The organism is Sodaliphilus sp. (assembly GCF_045598405.1).
GTDB lineage: Bacteria > Bacteroidota > Bacteroidia > Bacteroidales > Muribaculaceae > Sodaliphilus > Sodaliphilus limicaballi.
In genome coordinates, this window is record NZ_JAZLLZ010000158.1 from 34,963 (window position 1) to 52,224 (window position 17,262).

The window sequence follows — 17,262 nt, forward strand, 5'->3', positions numbered from 1 at the left end:
TTTATAAATAATATGATTAAAGTATTCAAGATAGGAGGCAATGTCGTTGACAATGACGAGGCGCTGGGCAAGTTCCTCGATGACTTTGCGGCCATTGAGGGCGACAAGGTTCTCATCCACGGCGGTGGCAAGCTCGCCACACGCCTGGCTCAGCAACTGGGCATCGAGACCAAGATGATAGAAGGCCGTCGCGTGACCGACCGCGACACGCTCGACGTGTGCACCATGGTCTATGCCGGACTCATCAACAAGCGCATAGTGGCGGCACTCAATGCCCGCGGCTGCAAGGCACTGGGGCTATCGGGTGCTGATGCCGGCGTCATCCCTGCCCACAAGCGCAACCCCGAGCCCATCGACTTCGGCTGGGTGGGCGACATCGACGGTGACAAGGTGGACCACAAGTTCATGCAGCATCTGCTTGAGATAGGCGTCACTCCTGTGTTTTGCGCCCTCACCCACGACAGCAAGGGCAACATGCTCAACACCAACGCCGACAGCGTGGCATCAAGCGTGGCAATAGCTTGCGCACGGTTTGCCCCCACCCAGTTAGTATTCTGCTTTGAGAAAGACGGCGTGCTCGTTGACATCAACGACCCCTCGTCGCTCATCGAGACCATCGACAAAACCTCGTTTGAGCAACTCAAAGCCGACGGCATCATCGCCGCGGGCATGCTCCCCAAGGTCACCGGCGCCCTCAATGCCGTGTCCCAAGGCGTCACCGAGGTAGTAATCAAGAACTCGGCTAACATAAGCAACAACCGAGGCACCACAATAAGGTAACAGGAGGTTAGTAAAGAAATCTATAATCAGCGGAAACCACAATTTTTCACCCAATTTCCGCTGGATATAGCACAAAAATTAACCTATAATCAGCGGAAACTACAATTTTTCACCCAATTTCCGCTGATTATAGAAAAAATATTTATACCTTTGTAGTATATAAACACCTCAATAATTATGCTTATAGGTAGAAAAAAGGAGCAAAAGACACTGCTAGGGCTGATAGATAAAGAAGAATCACAGTTTTGTGTGGTTTATGGACGCCGACGAGTAGGTAAAACCTATCTCGTGCGAGAGACATTTAACTATCAGTTCACGTTCCAGCATACTGGGGTCGCACAAGGCGATTACAGGGCTCAATTACATGCCTTTGCCGACTCCCTCCGTGCATCAGGACATAAATTAAGCAGTGACCCGAAAAATTGGTACGACGCATTTGATGGCTTAAAGCAGGTAATCCTCAACGCTCCTGCGGGTAAAAAGGTACTTTTCATTGACGAACTTCCGTGGATGGATACACCTCGAGCCAACATGATAGAAGCACTGGAACTTTTCTGGAACGGCTGGGCCACTGGACGCAAGGAGAAAGATATCGTGCTCATTGTGTGCGGTAGCGCAACATCGTGGATTACAAAAAAACTGTTGAAAAACCACGGAGGATTGCGCGGTCGCTTTACCGAAAAAATCAAGGTAAACCCATTCTCTCTTGCCGAGTGCGAACAATATGCTACGGTTTCGGGGCTTAATGTTCAGCGACGTGATGTGCTGGAGCTGTACATGATTATGGGCGGCATTCCTTACTATTGGAGTTTCTTGAACCGGCAATTGAGCGTTGCCCAGAATGTTGATGAACTTTTCTTTAGTGAAGATGCGAAGTTAAAGGACGAATTCTCGGCATTATATCACATATTGTTTAAGCATCCCGAGAACTACATCAAGGTAATCGAAGCCTTGACTAAACGCAAGGCTGGATTGACTCGTGAAGAGATACTGAAAAGTACTAAACTTGTAGATGGCGGTTCGTTTACCCAAGTGCTTGAAGAATTGCAAGAATGCGGTTTCATACGCCAGTATGTGGCATTCGGCAAGACGGGCCAAGGCGCAATATATCAACTTGTCGATAACTACACATTGTTCTATTACCACTGCATACGCAAGAATGCTTTTGCTGACGAGAATTATTGGACACACTCTTATCTAGGGAGCGAGCACAACACTTGGATGGGATTAGCTTTTGAAAGAGTGTGCTTACAACATATCGGACAGATAAAACGGGCGTTGGGTATAGGAGGAATAATATCTAATGTGTGTTCTTGGACCAATTCCGGGGCACAGATTGACCTGCTCATTGCTCGCGGTGACAATGTTATCAACGTGTGTGAGATGAAATATAGCAGAGACCTGTACGCAATCAACAAGGCTACGGCCGATGGTTTGCTGAACAAAGTAAATGTTTTTAAGGAATCAACACACACACGTTGTGCAATTCATGTCACCATGGTAACTACCTTTGGTGTTGAGCATAATAAGTATAGCAATGTTGTCCACAATGAGATTACCATGGACGATTTGTTTAATTTATAATAAGAATTATGGAACAGGCAGTAGCGTTACTTAAGAAACTCATAGCTGTGCCGTCGGTCTCGCGCGACGAGGCTGGCACGGCGACCGTTATCTATGACCACTTGCGTGAAGCGGGCATCGACGCACAGCGACTACACAACAACGTGTATGCCCGCTCGGCTAACTGGGACGATGACAAGCCCGTGCTGCTGCTCAACTCTCATCACGACACCGTGAAGCCCGCAGCATCGTGGACTCGCGACCCGTTTGCCCCCACCATAAAGGGCGACTGCCTGTATGGCCTGGGTAGCAACGACGCCGGAGCATCGGCGGTGAGCCTTATCGCGGCTTTCAAGCATTTCTATAACAAGGAGCTGCCGTTCAACATCATCCTTGCCATCAGTGCCGAGGAGGAAGTGACCGGCGAGCACGGCATCCGCGCGCTGCTTCCCGCACTGGGACGCATCGACATGGCCCTGGTGGGCGAGCCCACCCAGTTGCAAGCCGCAGTGGGAGAGCGTGGCCTCGTGGTGCTCGACTGCGTGGCGCGTGGCCGTCGAGGTCATGCCGCTCGCAACGAGGGTATCAACGCATTGTACATCGCCATGGACGACATCAACGCCATGCGCAGCTATCAGCCCGAGAAAGTATCACAGTTGCTAGGCCCCATCAAGTTCACCACCACGATGATCGAGTGCGGCACGCAACACAACGTGGTGCCCGACGAGTGCCGCTGGGTGATGGACATACGCACTACCGATGCCTACACCAATGAGGAGACCATCGAGCTGGTGCGCAGCGTGGTCAAGAGCGACATTAAGGAACGCTCCACACGCATCCGCGCATCGGCCATCGACAAGAGCCATCGGCTGGTGCTGACCGCAGTGGCACTGGGCAGCGACACTTTTGTGTCTCCCACTACAAGCGACATGTCGCAGATGGCGTTCCCATCGTTGAAAATCGGCCCCGGCGACAGTGCCCGCTCGCACACCGCCGACGAGTACATTCTCTTGAGCGAGATTGAGCAGGGTATTGACTTCTACAAAAATTTCATTGCTCGTCTTGCCGAGAAATATTAAATTACGCATAATAAACTAAATATAATAATAACGCGAAGCAGTTTTAGTCTTTCGTAGGCCGCAGGCCGCTTCGTTTTTCGTTTTAAAAAGATATGAAACTCTGGGACAAAGGATATAGCATAGACAAGTGGATTGAATCATTCACCGTGGGCAACGACCGCCTGCTCGACCTCAAACTCGCTAAACACGATGTGCAAGGCTCGATCGCACACATCGCCATGCTCGAGAGCATAGGTTTGCTCACTACCGACGAGCACCGCATGCTTGACGCCGAACTGCGCAACATCGCAGCAGAAATCGAGGACGGTAAGTTCACCATAGAGCACGGCATCGAGGACGTGCACTCACAGGTGGAACTGCTGCTCACCCAGCGACTGGGCGACATGGGCAAGAAAATCCACTCGGGCCGCTCTCGCAACGACCAAGTGCTCGTTGACCTCAAACTCTTCTACCGCGAGGAACTATGCACGCTGGCCCAGAACGTCAACACCCTGTTTGAGCGCCTGCTATCGCTCAGCGAACAGCACAAAGACGTGCTCATGCCCGGCTACACCCACCTGCAAGTGGCTATGCCGTCAAGTTTCGGACTGTGGTTCGGAGCTTACGCCGAAACATTGATTGACGACGTGCAGACCATCGTGGCAGCTTATCGCATTGCCAACCAGAATCCGCTGGGGTCGGCTGCCGGATATGGCTCGTCGTTCCCCTTGAACCGCACCATGACCACGCAGCTGCTTGGCTTCGACGACCTCCACTACAACGTGGTGGCTGCACAGATGAGCCGCGGCAAGACCGAGCGCGCACTGGCCTACGCCATCAACGCCATCGCATCGACGCTGGGCAAATTTGCAATGGACGTGTGCCTGTTCAACAGCCAGAACTATGCCTTCATCTCGTTCCCCGACGAGTTCACGACCGGTTCGAGCATCATGCCCCACAAGAAGAACCCCGATGTGTTTGAAATCATGCGCGGCAAGTGCAACCGCCTGCAGACCATCATCACCGAGGTATCGTCGCTCACCACCAACCTACCCCTGGGCTACCACCGCGACCTGCAGCTCTTGAAGGACATCACCTTCCCGGCAATAGAGGTGATGAACGAGTGCCTCTTGATGGCCGACTTCATGCTGCAACACATACGCATCAACGAGAATATCCTGGACGACAAGCGTTACGACTATCTATTCACAGTTGAGGACGTCAACCGCCTCGTGCTCGACGGCACCCCCTTCCGCGACGCCTACAAGGAAATAGGCCACCAAGTGCAACAAGGCACCTACAAGCCCACCCGCGAGGTACACCACACCCACGAAGGCAGCATAGGAAACCTGTGCACCAACCAGATAAAACACAAAATGCAAACAGCACTCGAGCAAGTAAAGTAAACTGAAAAGAGAATGAGCAACTCAATAAACTATCTCATAAATAGGCTGTCAGGAACTAGCAACACTATCAGTTCGCAACATCAAAGCCGCGAAGTGGTAAAACTGCGCATTATGCTGTTTTTCAGCGCAGTGACAGGCCGTGCATACGTTAAAGTTGTGGACAACAAACTTAATGTTGCCACTTGCGGCAGCAATGAAGTCACTGGCACGCTGCGTGCAATCATGCAAGGGATTGAGCGATTTGGCAATGAAGATGAAGAGGCGATGTGGGACGAAAACATTGCACAGGGGCTGTCTCTTGCCAACCACCCCGAGATGATATATCTCCTGCAGAAGTGTGACGACTTGCTGGTCGATGCCGATGGCAAATCGATAAGCAGCGACAACGAAGTCAGACGACTCACTCTTCAACTAACGGACCTAGGTGCTAAGGATGAAGCTATCTACTTAACTGATATAGCAATCATTGCCGATGATGAGGCTGTCAGTGTCAGACCTCTGAGCGACAGCTTCGTACTGGGCGAGAATAACCGAATTTACCCCATAGAGCCTATTGGTGACAATTATCAGCAGTTGGCTTTGTTCAAACATATAGATGTCAAGGAATCGACGATGGAAGATTTCTTGAGTATCTTCTATAGCTACATAAGCAATGTGGACCTTGACCGCACTCACTACCGGGTCGTAAAAAGCCCTGAGGTTATTGAGGCTGTGCCCACGCTGTGTTTTGAGAAAGTGGATACCGACAAGGCTCTGTACCTGCGAGTAATAAACTCGCTGCCAGGCAACGACAATGAACTCATTGAGCGCATGAAACTCTCAGTGCACGCCGTGATAGGAATAGACAAGGTGGTCGAACTCAAAACAATCGTGCGTCGCCCGCTGGAAGAGAGCGTTGCAATCCTGAGCAAAATCCTCAACGAGCAAGCACCGTCACGGCAAGCTAGAAAAGAAATTTACCAGGAAGGTGAGTTTTTCATTGTGCCAGAGGAAAGCGCTGGCCCGTTCCTCTTCAACGCACTGCCCAGCCTGCTCAAGCACTTTGCCCTGCTCGGTGCCGAACGGCTGCGCGACTACAAAGTGACACACGTCACTCCACGACTTAATGTAAACCTGTCGAGCGGCATTGATTTTCTCGAAGGCGATGCCACGATGCAGATAGGCGACGAGACCATGAGCATCAACGATGTGCTCAACACATGGCGCAAGCAACGCTACATCACGCTGAGCGACGGCAACAGAGCTCTTATCGCTGCCGACTACATGCGGCGACTGGAACGAATATTTGACACATCAAAGAAACGCGGGGGAAAGATCCGCATCTCATTCTTTGACCTGCCCGAGGTAGAAGAACTGCTGCAAGAACGACTTGAAGGCGAAGTGTTTGAGCGTCACCGCAAAGTGTATCAAGGATTTAATGAACTGCGACAACAAAAACTGCCTAAACCCAAGGTGAAGGCAAAATTGCGCGACTACCAGCAAGAAGGCGTTAAGTGGATCAAATATCTCTATGACAACAAACTGGGCGGCTGCCTCGCCGATGACATGGGTCTGGGCAAGACATTGCAAGCCATCACGGTGCTAGCCACTATCTATCCCAAGGTCAAGCATCCTTCGCTCATCGTCATGCCGCGCAGCCTCATCTTCAACTGGGAGAATGAGATAGAAAAATTTGCACCTCAACTCAAGACCTATACCTACTACGGCACCGACCGCGACCTGAAGGAGGCGATGAAAGCGCAAGTGATTCTCACCACCTACGCCGTAGTGCGCAACGACATCGAGACTCTTGCCAAGAAAGAGTTCCACTATGTGATTCTCGATGAATCACAGAACATCAAGAACGTGTCGTCGCAGGCAGCGCAAGCGGTGCACATACTCAAGACCGACCATCGACTGGCGCTGAGCGGCACTCCGGTGGAAAACAATCTCACCGAGCTATACTCACTATTCCGTTTTCTCAACCCGGCAATGTTCGGCACTCTCGACAACTTTAACCAGCGCTACACCTACCCCATACAACGCGAGAATGACAAGGGTATCCTGAAGCAACTGCGCCACAAGATTTTCCCATTCCTGCTGCGCCGTCTCAAGAAGGATGTACTCAAGGAACTGCCCGACCGCATCAACCAAACCCTCTATGTGGAAATGAACGAGAAGCAGCAAAAGCTCTACGAGGAACGACGCAAGTACTACAAGTCCCTCATTGATTCCAACATCAAGCGCGAGGGCATACAGAAGTCTCAGTTCGTGATGTTCCAAGCACTTAACGAATTGCGACAGATTGCCTCCATCCCCGAGAATTACAGTGACGGCAACATTCGCTCACCCAAGACCGAGCAACTCATTGACTCGCTCACCGAGGCCGTTGAGAATGGGCACAAAGTTGTGGTATTCTTCAACTTCCTTACTGGCATCGAGTTAGTCGCCGAGCGACTTGCCGCGATGGGTATTGGGTATGTGGAGATGACCGGTGCTACAACCAATCGCCAGAAGGTGGTTGATACCTTCCAGAAGTCTCCCGACTGCATGGTCATGCTTATGACTCTCAAGACTGGTGGCGTGGGACTCAACCTCACCGCAGCCGACACGGTGTTTATCTTCGAGCCGTGGTGGAACAAAGCAGCCGAGGAACAGGCGATAAATCGTCTGCACCGCATAGGACAGACACAGAAGGTGCTTGCCTACAGCATAATCGCGCAAGGCACCATCGAGGAAAAAATACTCACGTTGCAGCAACAAAAGGCCGAACTCTTTGAGGGGCTGATAGGCAGCGACTCTTCGTCGGCTAAAGTTCTGACCGAGGAGGACATTAACTTCATTCTTGGATAACGTTATGGCAAAGAAAATAAACAGAGACCTCTTCGGCAACCCGCTGGACGAGAACATGAATGTTCCCGACAACCGCCCCGTGCTGCTGCTCAATGCGATGAGCGAGGACATTAAAAAATGCTACGTACATCTTACGTCAACCCACACCAAGGTCACCCTAGAGAAACTATGCGAAGCAATTAAAAATGCATTCAGGGGATATGCACTGCGCAGCAAGAGCAACCCCTCCTCGCCCATACCACAATTACTGAAACTCTATAAAGCCCCTCGCTCCAAGGATGACTATACATGGCCTGCCGCTATCATTCTGGGCGATGATGATAACTTCCGTGAGTTTTTCAAGACGTTTCCTCAGGGCATAAAGCGCGTGTGGGAGCAATGCTACCGTCAAGGCTATATCAGCGATATAAAAGCAAATAAACTTGCTGGAGAGCCAGTGGTTTCGGCCGATTCCAGATATTTCTACAGCCGTTCTCACACCATCTGCCACAACCTGCTTAGCATTTTCAACATCAGCAGCTATTATTACCACTACTTCACTGGCATGAGCACCTACATTTGGATGCCACGGTACCTCTGGAACATCTACAACCGCGCCATTGCCGACAAGGAAACGCACCCCATCGACAACCTTGACAATGACGGAAAGATGCTATTCTACACCAACGAGCAGAACATAGGCGAGCAACTGTTTCTCCTGAACCAAATAAAGGAGCAAGGAGAAGTGGAATTTGGGGCTTACAAGATGCCCGCAACTGCGACAAAGAAGATTGCCAAGCAATTAGGGCTCAATGAGTTTTTCCCCTACAGCAACACTAAAGAGCTGAAACAAATGGTAGCACAAGTGATGATTCCATCGCTTGCTGCACATAATTTCTCTCAAATGGGACCGAATATCAACCAGTACTGGGAGATAATAGCCCAATGTGTCCATAATGTTGACGTGAACTACATCGCCATGGAATGGCTGTCGCACCTCAAGGCGGTAAAGCGCGACAACTTGTTTTATGAAAGCAACCTGTCACAAGCCATTGACAACATTACCGATGCGTTGAGATTGATGACACCAGGCAAATGGTTCTCGTGCGATGATTTCGACAAGTTGAGACGCAGCATTACTGACGTTACTATTGACACAATCATGGTGGCCGACTCAAATTTTGTGGCCGACTCTAGAATATGCCTTGATGATGAACGGTTGCGAGTTGAGGAAATATATGATAACATCACCGTCCCGGTGTGCAAGGGGTTGCTCATGCTCTTCGCTACCTACGGCCTGCTGGAGATAGCCTACCGCGTGCCTACGGTAGCTATTGAGCCTCGCTTTAACTGCCTTGAATACCTGCGCTTGACCAAGCTTGGGGAATATGTGTTCGGCCTCACTGCCACCTACGAGGCACCAGGCATGCACAAACCTACCGAATACTTTGAGGTTGACCCCGAAAGGCTCATCATCCGTGCTCTGGTTATCGACGGGAAAAATCCCTACGAGCCAATGCTGCAAAACTTTGCCGAACCGATAGGAGCGCAACGCTACCGTGTCACTGCCGAATCTTTCATGGCAAACTGCAAGGGCATTGATGACATCATGCGCAAGTGGGAATTTTTCACTCACAACGTGACTACCGAGCCATCGGCTGTGTGGAAGTCATTCTATGCCGGAATTGAGAACCGTTGTTATCCCTTGCTCTCGCCAGGTAAAGGCTACACGGTCATGAAAATCTTACCTGGCAACAATGACCTGCTGCGCATCCTCTCGACCGACAAGTATATACGCGAACACACAATCCGTGCCGAGCGCAATCACATTCTCATCGAGACCAAGGCTCTGGCAAAAGTCAAGGACCAGCTCAGGGGATATGGCTATCTGATTTAGGAAGTTTTCTTCCTGGTGAATTTTTCCTTTATTTTGTCTTTTACTTTGTCTTTCACGCCTTTGAGTTTATCGGCCAGTTTGTTGAACTTGAACGATGGCTTGCACTTGAGGCTTTTCTCGAAGTCGGTGTTGACAAAGGAGAATTCACACATCACGTCGGCAATATTACCTTCTATGCCGGCAACCCCCTTCGCAATGTCTCCGTCGCTCGTGATGTCCCACACGATGTGGTGGAGTGTGAGCTTCTTGTAGGTGGCTTCACTTGCGGTGCCCTTGACCCACCCCAATGGCAGTTTGCCCGTGTGACGGTGTAGTTCCTGGGCTTTCTTCTTGCTCGCGATACTAAAATTGAATGTCGCATCGAAGGCAATGTTCTTGAAATCGGGGACACTGATGATTCTGCCGAGTGCAAATTGGTTTGTACTGGCATGACCAGAGAGGTACTTATTGGCGTTGTCGATGTCAAAATTGAATGCCAGACTACCGGCAACGGTACTTAATGTGCCGTTCATCACCACATGCTTCTTGGGCACAGTGAGCGTGCCGTGATAACTGATGTCGCCGGTGCTTTTAATGAGTCCCATCATCGATTCCTTCACCGGGAAATAGGCAAGTATCTGCTCCTTCACACCTTTGCGCGCATACATGCTGGTGATGTTGAAATGAATGGTGCGCTGCTGCCCTTCTTCCACGTGTCCTAACGGCGTGATGATGCCGTTGGCCTTAACGCACAGACGCTTGTCGGGGTTGGTTACCACGATGTCGCCAAAGCGCATCGTCTGGCCTTCGCCGCTCACCTTGACCGAGAGATTGAGCGGCATCTTGAACTTCTTGAGCACCGGGGCAAACGGCTGCGAGATGTCGGCAAGCAAGACGTTGCCTTTCACTGTCGATGATTGGTAGGCAAGTGTGTGAGTGCTGTCGGGCAAGGTGAAATTGACGCTATCAATGCTGAGCGTGGTGCTGCGGCTCACAATCTCTATGTCACGAACGGTGGCATGTCCCTCGTCTATAACGGCGTTGCAGTGCATGCTGTTGAGCTTTAACCCCGACCCACGGTCTTCGGCCTGCAATTCTTTGAGTTCTATCTCGGTGGGATGATCCTTCTTGTGATGCATGACAACATCGGCATCGGCAAGGATGTCGAGATGACCGGCATCGAAGGCACCGCGATTGGGTTTGCCTTCGTTCTTGCGTGGCTTGTTGTTCTCGGTTACTAGTGTGAGTCCATTCACCCTGATGCGGGTTTCATCACTGCTACGGTCGCATTTGGCATTTTCCAGCTTGATCCTGGTATATGTGCCCGGCTTGCTGCGATCCTGCCATGTGATGTCTAGGTTACAGGCTTGTGCGTCTTTGATGTCAAACTGGAACGCAGGCTCATGCTTCGTGCTGTCGGTATCATCCTGGGCCTCATCTTTTTTCACTGCATCGAGGAGAAACTGGTAGTTGGCAGCGCTGTCGGGGCGGTTTTTGTAAATACTTGCAGTGGCTCCTATCAGCTTTATGTTCTCAAGTTCGGCCTTGCGTTGCGTCAACGCCTTCCACATGTCAAACCCGGCATAAAGAGTGTCCACGTCAAGCATTTTCTCGCCAGCAAGATCATTGATAGTGAGCCCGTAGAGGCCCACATGGCCGTTGATGACCGACACATCGACCTCATCAAGCGTGATGGTGGTGTTGAACTCCCTGCACAGCATTTGCAGTGCTGTGTCCTTGATGTAACGCTGCACGGGCGGCAGGTTCAGAGCAACTGTTGCTGCCACAATGAGAACGACAATACTACCCAGAGTTATTGCAGTCCACTTGATAATCTTGCGTTGCATCGACATGGCGTGAAATTTTATGGTATATTAAGGTAGCGGTGGGTCTGCATAGAGAGTCTCCACTGCGGATTGCGTTTCACGGCTTCCACGGTGTCGCTGATTGACTTGAGCCGTGCATCGTCGTCGCTAGTGAAGCACGGCTGCAAAAACCTGTGCTTAGCCTGGATGTGGTCATACTGTGCAAGGTCCTGGCCCAGATACACCACTTTGAGCTCATCGCAATGCTGCAAAGTGCATGGATGAGCATCGGCGCCATCAAACCCGGTTTTCGGCGAGAGGGTAATCCAGTCGATGCCAGCTGGCACAGGACGTGTGCCGTTGGTCTCGATAGCAATGCGCTTGCCCGTGAGCTTGAGAGCCTTCACCAGGTCGTCATCGAGTTGCAACGTGGGCTCGCCCCCAGTGATCACGATGAGAGGCGCTTGAGGGTATTTCATGATCTCCTCGACAATGGCAGGAGCCGACATCATGCGCCCGTCGCTATGGCTGGTGTCGCAGAACGAGCACTTGAGATTGCACCCGCTCAGGCGCACAAACACACTTGCCGTGCCCGTGTTGAAACCCTCGCCTTGCAGCGAATAGAATATTTCGTTGACCTTATACATTGCGTGATGTGGTTAGTCCTCGTCCTTCTCGTAGGCAGCCATGTTGTCGCGCGACTCCCACACCTCGGCACGATAGCAATTGGGCACAGTATCCACAATCCATCGTGCGATATTCTCGGCAGTGGGGTTAAACTTCAGTTCCTCGTTGAGGTTCTTGTGGTCGAGGCGTTTGTGCACCAGTTGCTTGATGTGAGTAAAGTCACACACCATGCCATTGCTGTCAAGTTCTTTAGCCTTGCAGTAGATATTCACCATCCAGTTGTGACCATGCAAATTCTCGCACTTGCTCTCATAGTCGAGATACAACTGATGGCACGAAGATATTTCAAGCGTTTTCTTTACGTAATACATACCAGAATTATATGATATTTTGACTTATCGAAAAAGGGTTATAACTATCAAACAACAAAGGTACAACTTTTTTACGAATGACGAAAAACGAAAAACGAAAACTTTTTCCCACTCCTCTACCAGTTCAACCTCATTTAGCGAAATTTGATTACCTGATATTTCGTGATAATATCTTTATGCACCACCATATCTTTGACTGACATAGTTGTAGATGGTGTCGCGGTAGTAGTTTATGCTTTCCTCGCTATAACTCTCGGGCAGTTCCTGCCACAGTACATCACGGATAGTGATGATTAGCGTTGCACGAGTCGCAGGTTTGTCAAACGGATGATCCATACCAGCCAACTGTCCTTTAATCTTGGCAAGGAGGTCAATTGCGACATCCTTCAGTTTCTTTATTTCTGGCTTCGAGAGATTGTCTCTCTGCAACAGGTCGTAAAGGGAGAGTTCTTCGTCACTCTTGAAACCTTCCCGTACATAACGCTTCTCTTCTTCGCTGAGAGATTGCGACAGGTGCATCAACTCCTCGAAAGTTTTTTCTATCGTGGCGCGATTCTGTTCTTGGTTGTATGCTTGAATAATCTCTTGATACTTTTCGTAAAAGTTTATTCTAGAGGGATTCTCTGCAAGTAATCGAGCCAAACGCTCTTGAAGCAGGTCTTGAATGTCACGCAATACGAGGTTCTTGTCTTCACGCTTGGCGAACTCTCTTCGCAAAAGATCAAAGTCAATACCGCTGATGTCAAATCGATGTCCTTCGGCAACCATCATTTGCTGTGCATCAATTTCAAGATGCTCATTAACTATATCATTGATTGCCACACTCAGGTCGGTGATGTCAGCGTGCTTGCGCTTTTTCTGCAATTCCTTGTAGATGGCTTCCAGTGCATCCTTCTTCTTACGCATATCTTCGGTAATATCATCACGATCAAGATATTTCCAAAGTCGCAGCAATGTTGTGGCAAATGTACAGAATGACTTTCTTGTTTCTACTGTATCGCATAACAGATTGGCGGCTTTCTTCAAGTACGACAATTTCTCAAATGACACAGCATCAATGAGTTCCTGCAATTCAAAACCTTTGTCATGCAAGAATGCTACTGCCGTGGCTATGATTTCCCACACGTTCTTGATAAGTTCTTCCTTGTTGACTGTCGGGTCGTTGCCACCTTCACCGCCATCAGGATTAGCGGTATAATCAGCCAGTGCTTGGCGGAGTGCTTTAACAATACCTATATAATCAATGACAAGACCGTTCGACTTACCCTCTGCCACACGGTTGGCACGAGCAATCGTCTGCATCAAGGTGTGCGCCTTCATTGGCTTGTCTATGTAGAGACAAGAGAGCGTTTTCACGTCAAAGCCTGTTAACCACATGGCACAAACGAAAACCACACGAAGTTTACCATCGGCATCTTTGAACTCCTTATCCAGTTCACGTTTCTCCATCATCTCACGATGTGGAGTGATGTCGAGTCGCCATTTCTTGAAAGTCTGTATCTCGTTCTGTTCCTGCGATACCACAACAGCCATTTCCGTTTCTTCCATCCATTGCAGTTTGCGCTTCATCTCCTGCACTTCCTGTTGCCAAGGGTCTTGTTCTATGCGCTTTCGCAGAGCCTTTATCTCCTTTTGCCAATATTCTTGCACATAGTTGTACATGCGGACACAAGTTACCTTGTTGAAACTTACCATCATAGCCTTGCCACTTGTCCACAGGTCGCTATAATGGCGCACAAAGTCCTGTGCCACAACTCTCAGTCGCTTCTCTGCCGTGAGCAGATGCACCTCCTGAGCAAACTCACGCTCCAGTTTGGCTTGCTGTGATGGATCAAGATTCTCTTCATCTAATCGTGCAGCTATCTCGGCATTTATTTCAGGATTCTTCAGTTCCTGCAATTTCTCCCCGCGATTTTCGTAATAGAGGGGTACAGTCGCTTTATCCTCTACGGCACGTTTGAAGTCATATACCGACACATACTGTCCGAAAGTACGAGCGGTGATATTGTCATCCCTAAGTAAAGGTGTACCTGTGAAGCCGATACGGTTTGCCGTTGGCAGCATGTGCATGAGATTGTCAGCAAACACACCATTTTGCGTGCGGTGTGCTTCGTCACTCATCACTATGATGTCATGGTCAGGATAGATAGGTTCTGCATCTGCCTTGTTGAATTTCTGTATCAACGAGAAGATAAACGAAGGATTGCCTTGCAGCTTCTGCCTCAGGTCCTCACCGCTATGGGCAATGAACTGCTTGGCTTTCAACCCTCCTAACAATCCGCAGTTCTCGAAGGTGTCGCTTATCTGTTTGTTAAGTTCGTCACGGTCAGTAAGCACCACAATCGTAGGCGAACCCTCAAACTTACGCCTGATCTTCTGTGCCAGGAACACCATCGAATAGCTTTTGCCTGAGCCCTGTGTGTGCCAGAACACACCAAGCTTACCTTTCATCTCTTCACGATGGCGATACATCTCTACAGCTTGATTCACACCGAGGTACTGGTGGTTGCGTGCAAGAATCTTGACGGTAGAACCACCGCTATGGTCAAAGAGAATAAAGTTCTCAAGCAAATCGAGCAGGTTCTCCTTCTTACAGATACCTCGCAGCATCGTTGGCAGTTCGATGTTACCGTGATCCAATTCCGTCAGTCGCTTCCACTCATGGAAGAACTCCCACTTGGCACCAACGGTACCCACACGACTTTCCATGCCATTGCTCAGCATGATCATGACATTGTGGTGGAACAGGTGAGGAATTGTATCCAGATAGTCACGATAGTTATCGGTATAGGCATTCTGTATATCTTGATCGTGATTCTTCAGCTCGATGAAGATAAGTGGAAGACCATTCACGAAGCAAACAACATCGGCTCTGCGCTTGTGGATAGGTCCCTTTATCCACAGCTCCCTTACGGCAATAAACTCGTTGTTATCAACATTAGCAAAATCCATCACACGAGCCCGCACCTGTTCCGTCTCACCATTTGGCTTCAACCGAGTTACAGGCACACCTTCGCGCAGATACTGATACTTCTCCTCGTTAATCTGCATCAGCGTCTGTGAGCTCATGTAGCTAATCATGTGCTCAATGGCTTCCGTAAGCTGTTTGTCTGTCATCCAAGGGTTGAGACGTTTCAATGCCAGGCGCAGATGGCGTGTGAGCACCACCTCGCTCTGTGTCTTGCGTCCGAGGGTGCCTTGTTCGCCAATAACCTCATTGTCGAAAGCATACACAGACTTCCAACCGAGTTCTTTTTCCAAGAGTTCGGCAGTCGATTTCTGTATCAGCAGGTCTTCGCTATAGTCTTTTGCCATAATAGTATGTAGTTTGCTTATATGTGGTTGTCATTATTCTTTTTCAGAGGCAGTTCCTCCCGCTTCAGTCACTTGCATCGTGGTATCAGCATCGAGGGCGCAGACGGTAGCGGCTAGGGCGTTGAGATTATGGAAGCGCTCGTAGTTGTTATCCCCTTCCAAGTCTTCCGCCCATGGCGCGAGTATAAGGAGCGTGCCAGCCATGCAGGCCTCGAAACGGCTCTTCTCGGGCTTCCAGTAGCGACCGATGGGTTTATCCTGTATGTGAATGAGGCGGTAGTGTTCGCTTAGGCACTCGTTCTTGATACGCTTCTCGCATTCGCTGATGCCAGGTGTTACCAGCACATCACCCTGCTCGGCTATCTCCATCAGGCGCTCGTGCTCTTTATGCCAGAAAAGCGTTTGCTCCGTGGGAATCTTAAGCCGCCATGTTTCCCCCTGTGTGTCAGGCGCAAGAGTGTGCCCTTGTGTGTCAGGCGTCAGCCTGTCATCTACCATTCTCCTGTGGAAAAACACCTGCACCTTCTCAGGGTGCCTAAGGAGCAAGAAGTTACCAAAAGCACCATAGCGGATGCCACCTATGACTATACATAGCGATCGCTGCATCAAAGCGGGGCGCGTATGCATTACGAACCGGCGGTATGGATTGTCACGCAGGTATGCTTTCCAGTTCTCGAGGTGCCCATCACGCATAAGGATGCGATCGTTGTAGTTATCTTCAAAGAGAGGCACAAGAGTGTGCCCCCGTGTCTCAGTTGCAAGAGTGTGCCCTTGTGTGTCAGGCGTCAGCCTGTCATTTCCCATCTCGTGCCATGCGCGGGTCACTCCTCCCTTGAAGGCACCCACGATAGTGCCGAGGTGCTTCTTGGGAGGCAAGGGGCTGTTGATGCGGATGATAAGGTGGATATGGTCGGGCATGATGCATACTGGCTTCCACACCTCCACCATGGGGTAGATGGCGTGTATCTTGGGAATCTCTTGGTTCAAAACCTTTACGCCTAACGGCGAAAGCACAATGGCAGGGGTGCTACTAATGCTACCGAAAACAGGCTTGCGTCCCTCTACGACGATGGTGACGAGGTACGTTGCCACATCGTTGTAGCGGTGCTTCTTGCGGCGGCGTTTCTGGCTGTGCTCCGTTTCATATCGCCACCCGATGCCTTCTATATATTTCGGTTTCTTGTCGCTCATGTTTTTTCGCTCTACACCTCAATCTCCCCACTCATCAGTTTTGGAAGCAGGCGGTCACGGGCTTCGGTGAGAAGGCGGAGTTGGGATTTTAATGTTTGCCTTTTATTGAACATCTTTTCAAAGGGCTTATACATCTTATCGTTATTCGATACCAGCAATTCAATGGAATCAATATGCTTTTTGCCAAGATGAGCAACTGTAGCACCAACCACAGTATTCTCAAAGAATTTGATCGGCTCATAGATTGCTTGCAGAATAAAGCCCTTCATGCTCACATCCTTTGGACGGAAAGAACATGCTCGCTGTACAAGATAAGCTTTACCGCCACACCAAGTATTTATATGGAAGATACCATCCATACCTATAAGAATGTCACCATCATTTACGATATACGAGTCGTTGGCTTCTTCTGTTGTGTAGTCACTTGTACAACCATCAGGAATGTTACGAATACGCACT

General features: G+C 49.9%; 11 protein-coding genes and 1 pseudogene. 6 read left to right on the forward strand and 6 right to left on the reverse strand.

The window, feature by feature from the left end:
* Positions 1–3: 3 nt before the first annotated feature.
* The 6 genes from argB (at position 4) to ACKI3C_RS10965 (ending at position 9,515) form a co-directional block, all read left to right on the forward strand.
* On the forward strand, positions 4–780 hold the full coding sequence (gene argB / locus ACKI3C_RS10940; RefSeq protein WP_407404976.1) for an acetylglutamate kinase: 777 nt from the start codon (positions 4–6) through the stop codon (positions 778–780).
* A 177-nt stretch (positions 781–957) separates the two neighbouring features.
* Complete coding sequence (locus tag ACKI3C_RS10945) at positions 958–2,364, forward strand: AAA family ATPase (protein WP_407404954.1); 1,407 nt, start codon at positions 958–960, stop codon at positions 2,362–2,364.
* Positions 2,365–2,372: 8 nt separating this feature from the next.
* On the forward strand, positions 2,373–3,422 hold the full coding sequence (locus ACKI3C_RS10950; RefSeq protein WP_407404956.1) for a M20 family metallo-hydrolase: 1,050 nt from the start codon (positions 2,373–2,375) through the stop codon (positions 3,420–3,422).
* Positions 3,423–3,514: 92 nt separating this feature from the next.
* Entirely contained in the window at positions 3,515–4,807 is a 1,293-nt protein-coding gene (argH, locus tag ACKI3C_RS10955; RefSeq protein ID WP_407404958.1) for an argininosuccinate lyase, read from the forward strand.
* Positions 4,808–4,819: 12 nt separating this feature from the next.
* On the forward strand, positions 4,820–7,639 hold the full coding sequence (locus tag ACKI3C_RS10960) for a DEAD/DEAH box helicase (protein ID WP_407404960.1): 2,820 nt from the start codon (positions 4,820–4,822) through the stop codon (positions 7,637–7,639).
* A 4-nt stretch (positions 7,640–7,643) separates the two neighbouring features.
* Positions 7,644–9,515, forward strand: coding sequence for a hypothetical protein (locus ACKI3C_RS10965; RefSeq protein ID WP_407404962.1), 1,872 nt, complete (start codon positions 7,644–7,646; stop codon positions 9,513–9,515).
* On the opposite strand, the gene ACKI3C_RS10970 is transcribed toward ACKI3C_RS10965, so the two are convergent.
* The 6 genes and pseudogenes from ACKI3C_RS10970 to ACKI3C_RS10995 form a co-directional block, all read right to left on the reverse strand.
* Positions 9,512–11,341 carry a hypothetical protein gene (locus ACKI3C_RS10970; RefSeq protein ID WP_407404964.1) on the reverse strand — a complete coding sequence of 610 codons (1,830 nt, stop codon included), beginning with the start codon at positions 11,339–11,341 and terminating at the stop codon, positions 9,512–9,514. The two genes, ACKI3C_RS10965 and ACKI3C_RS10970, sit on opposite strands and share 4 nt — an antisense overlap.
* 17 nt (positions 11,342–11,358) lie before the next feature.
* Positions 11,359–11,946, reverse strand: a complete 588-nt coding sequence (locus ACKI3C_RS10975; protein ID WP_407404966.1) for a 7-carboxy-7-deazaguanine synthase QueE — start codon at positions 11,944–11,946, stop codon at positions 11,359–11,361.
* Positions 11,947–11,958: 12 nt separating this feature from the next.
* On the reverse strand, positions 11,959–12,297 hold the full coding sequence (queD, locus tag ACKI3C_RS10980; protein WP_407404968.1) for a 6-carboxytetrahydropterin synthase QueD: 339 nt from the start codon (positions 12,295–12,297) through the stop codon (positions 11,959–11,961).
* A 174-nt stretch (positions 12,298–12,471) separates the two neighbouring features.
* The gene (locus ACKI3C_RS10985) at positions 12,472–15,612 is read right to left on the reverse strand and encodes a type I restriction endonuclease subunit R (RefSeq protein WP_407404970.1); all 3,141 of its coding nucleotides are present in this window, start codon (positions 15,610–15,612) and stop codon (positions 12,472–12,474) included.
* 33 nt (positions 15,613–15,645) lie between these two features.
* Entirely contained in the window at positions 15,646–16,803 is a 1,158-nt protein-coding gene (locus ACKI3C_RS10990; RefSeq protein WP_407404972.1) for a transposase, read from the reverse strand.
* Positions 16,804–16,814: 11 nt separating this feature from the next.
* Positions 16,815–17,262: pseudogene (locus tag ACKI3C_RS10995) on the reverse strand (hypothetical protein); the annotation flags it as partial.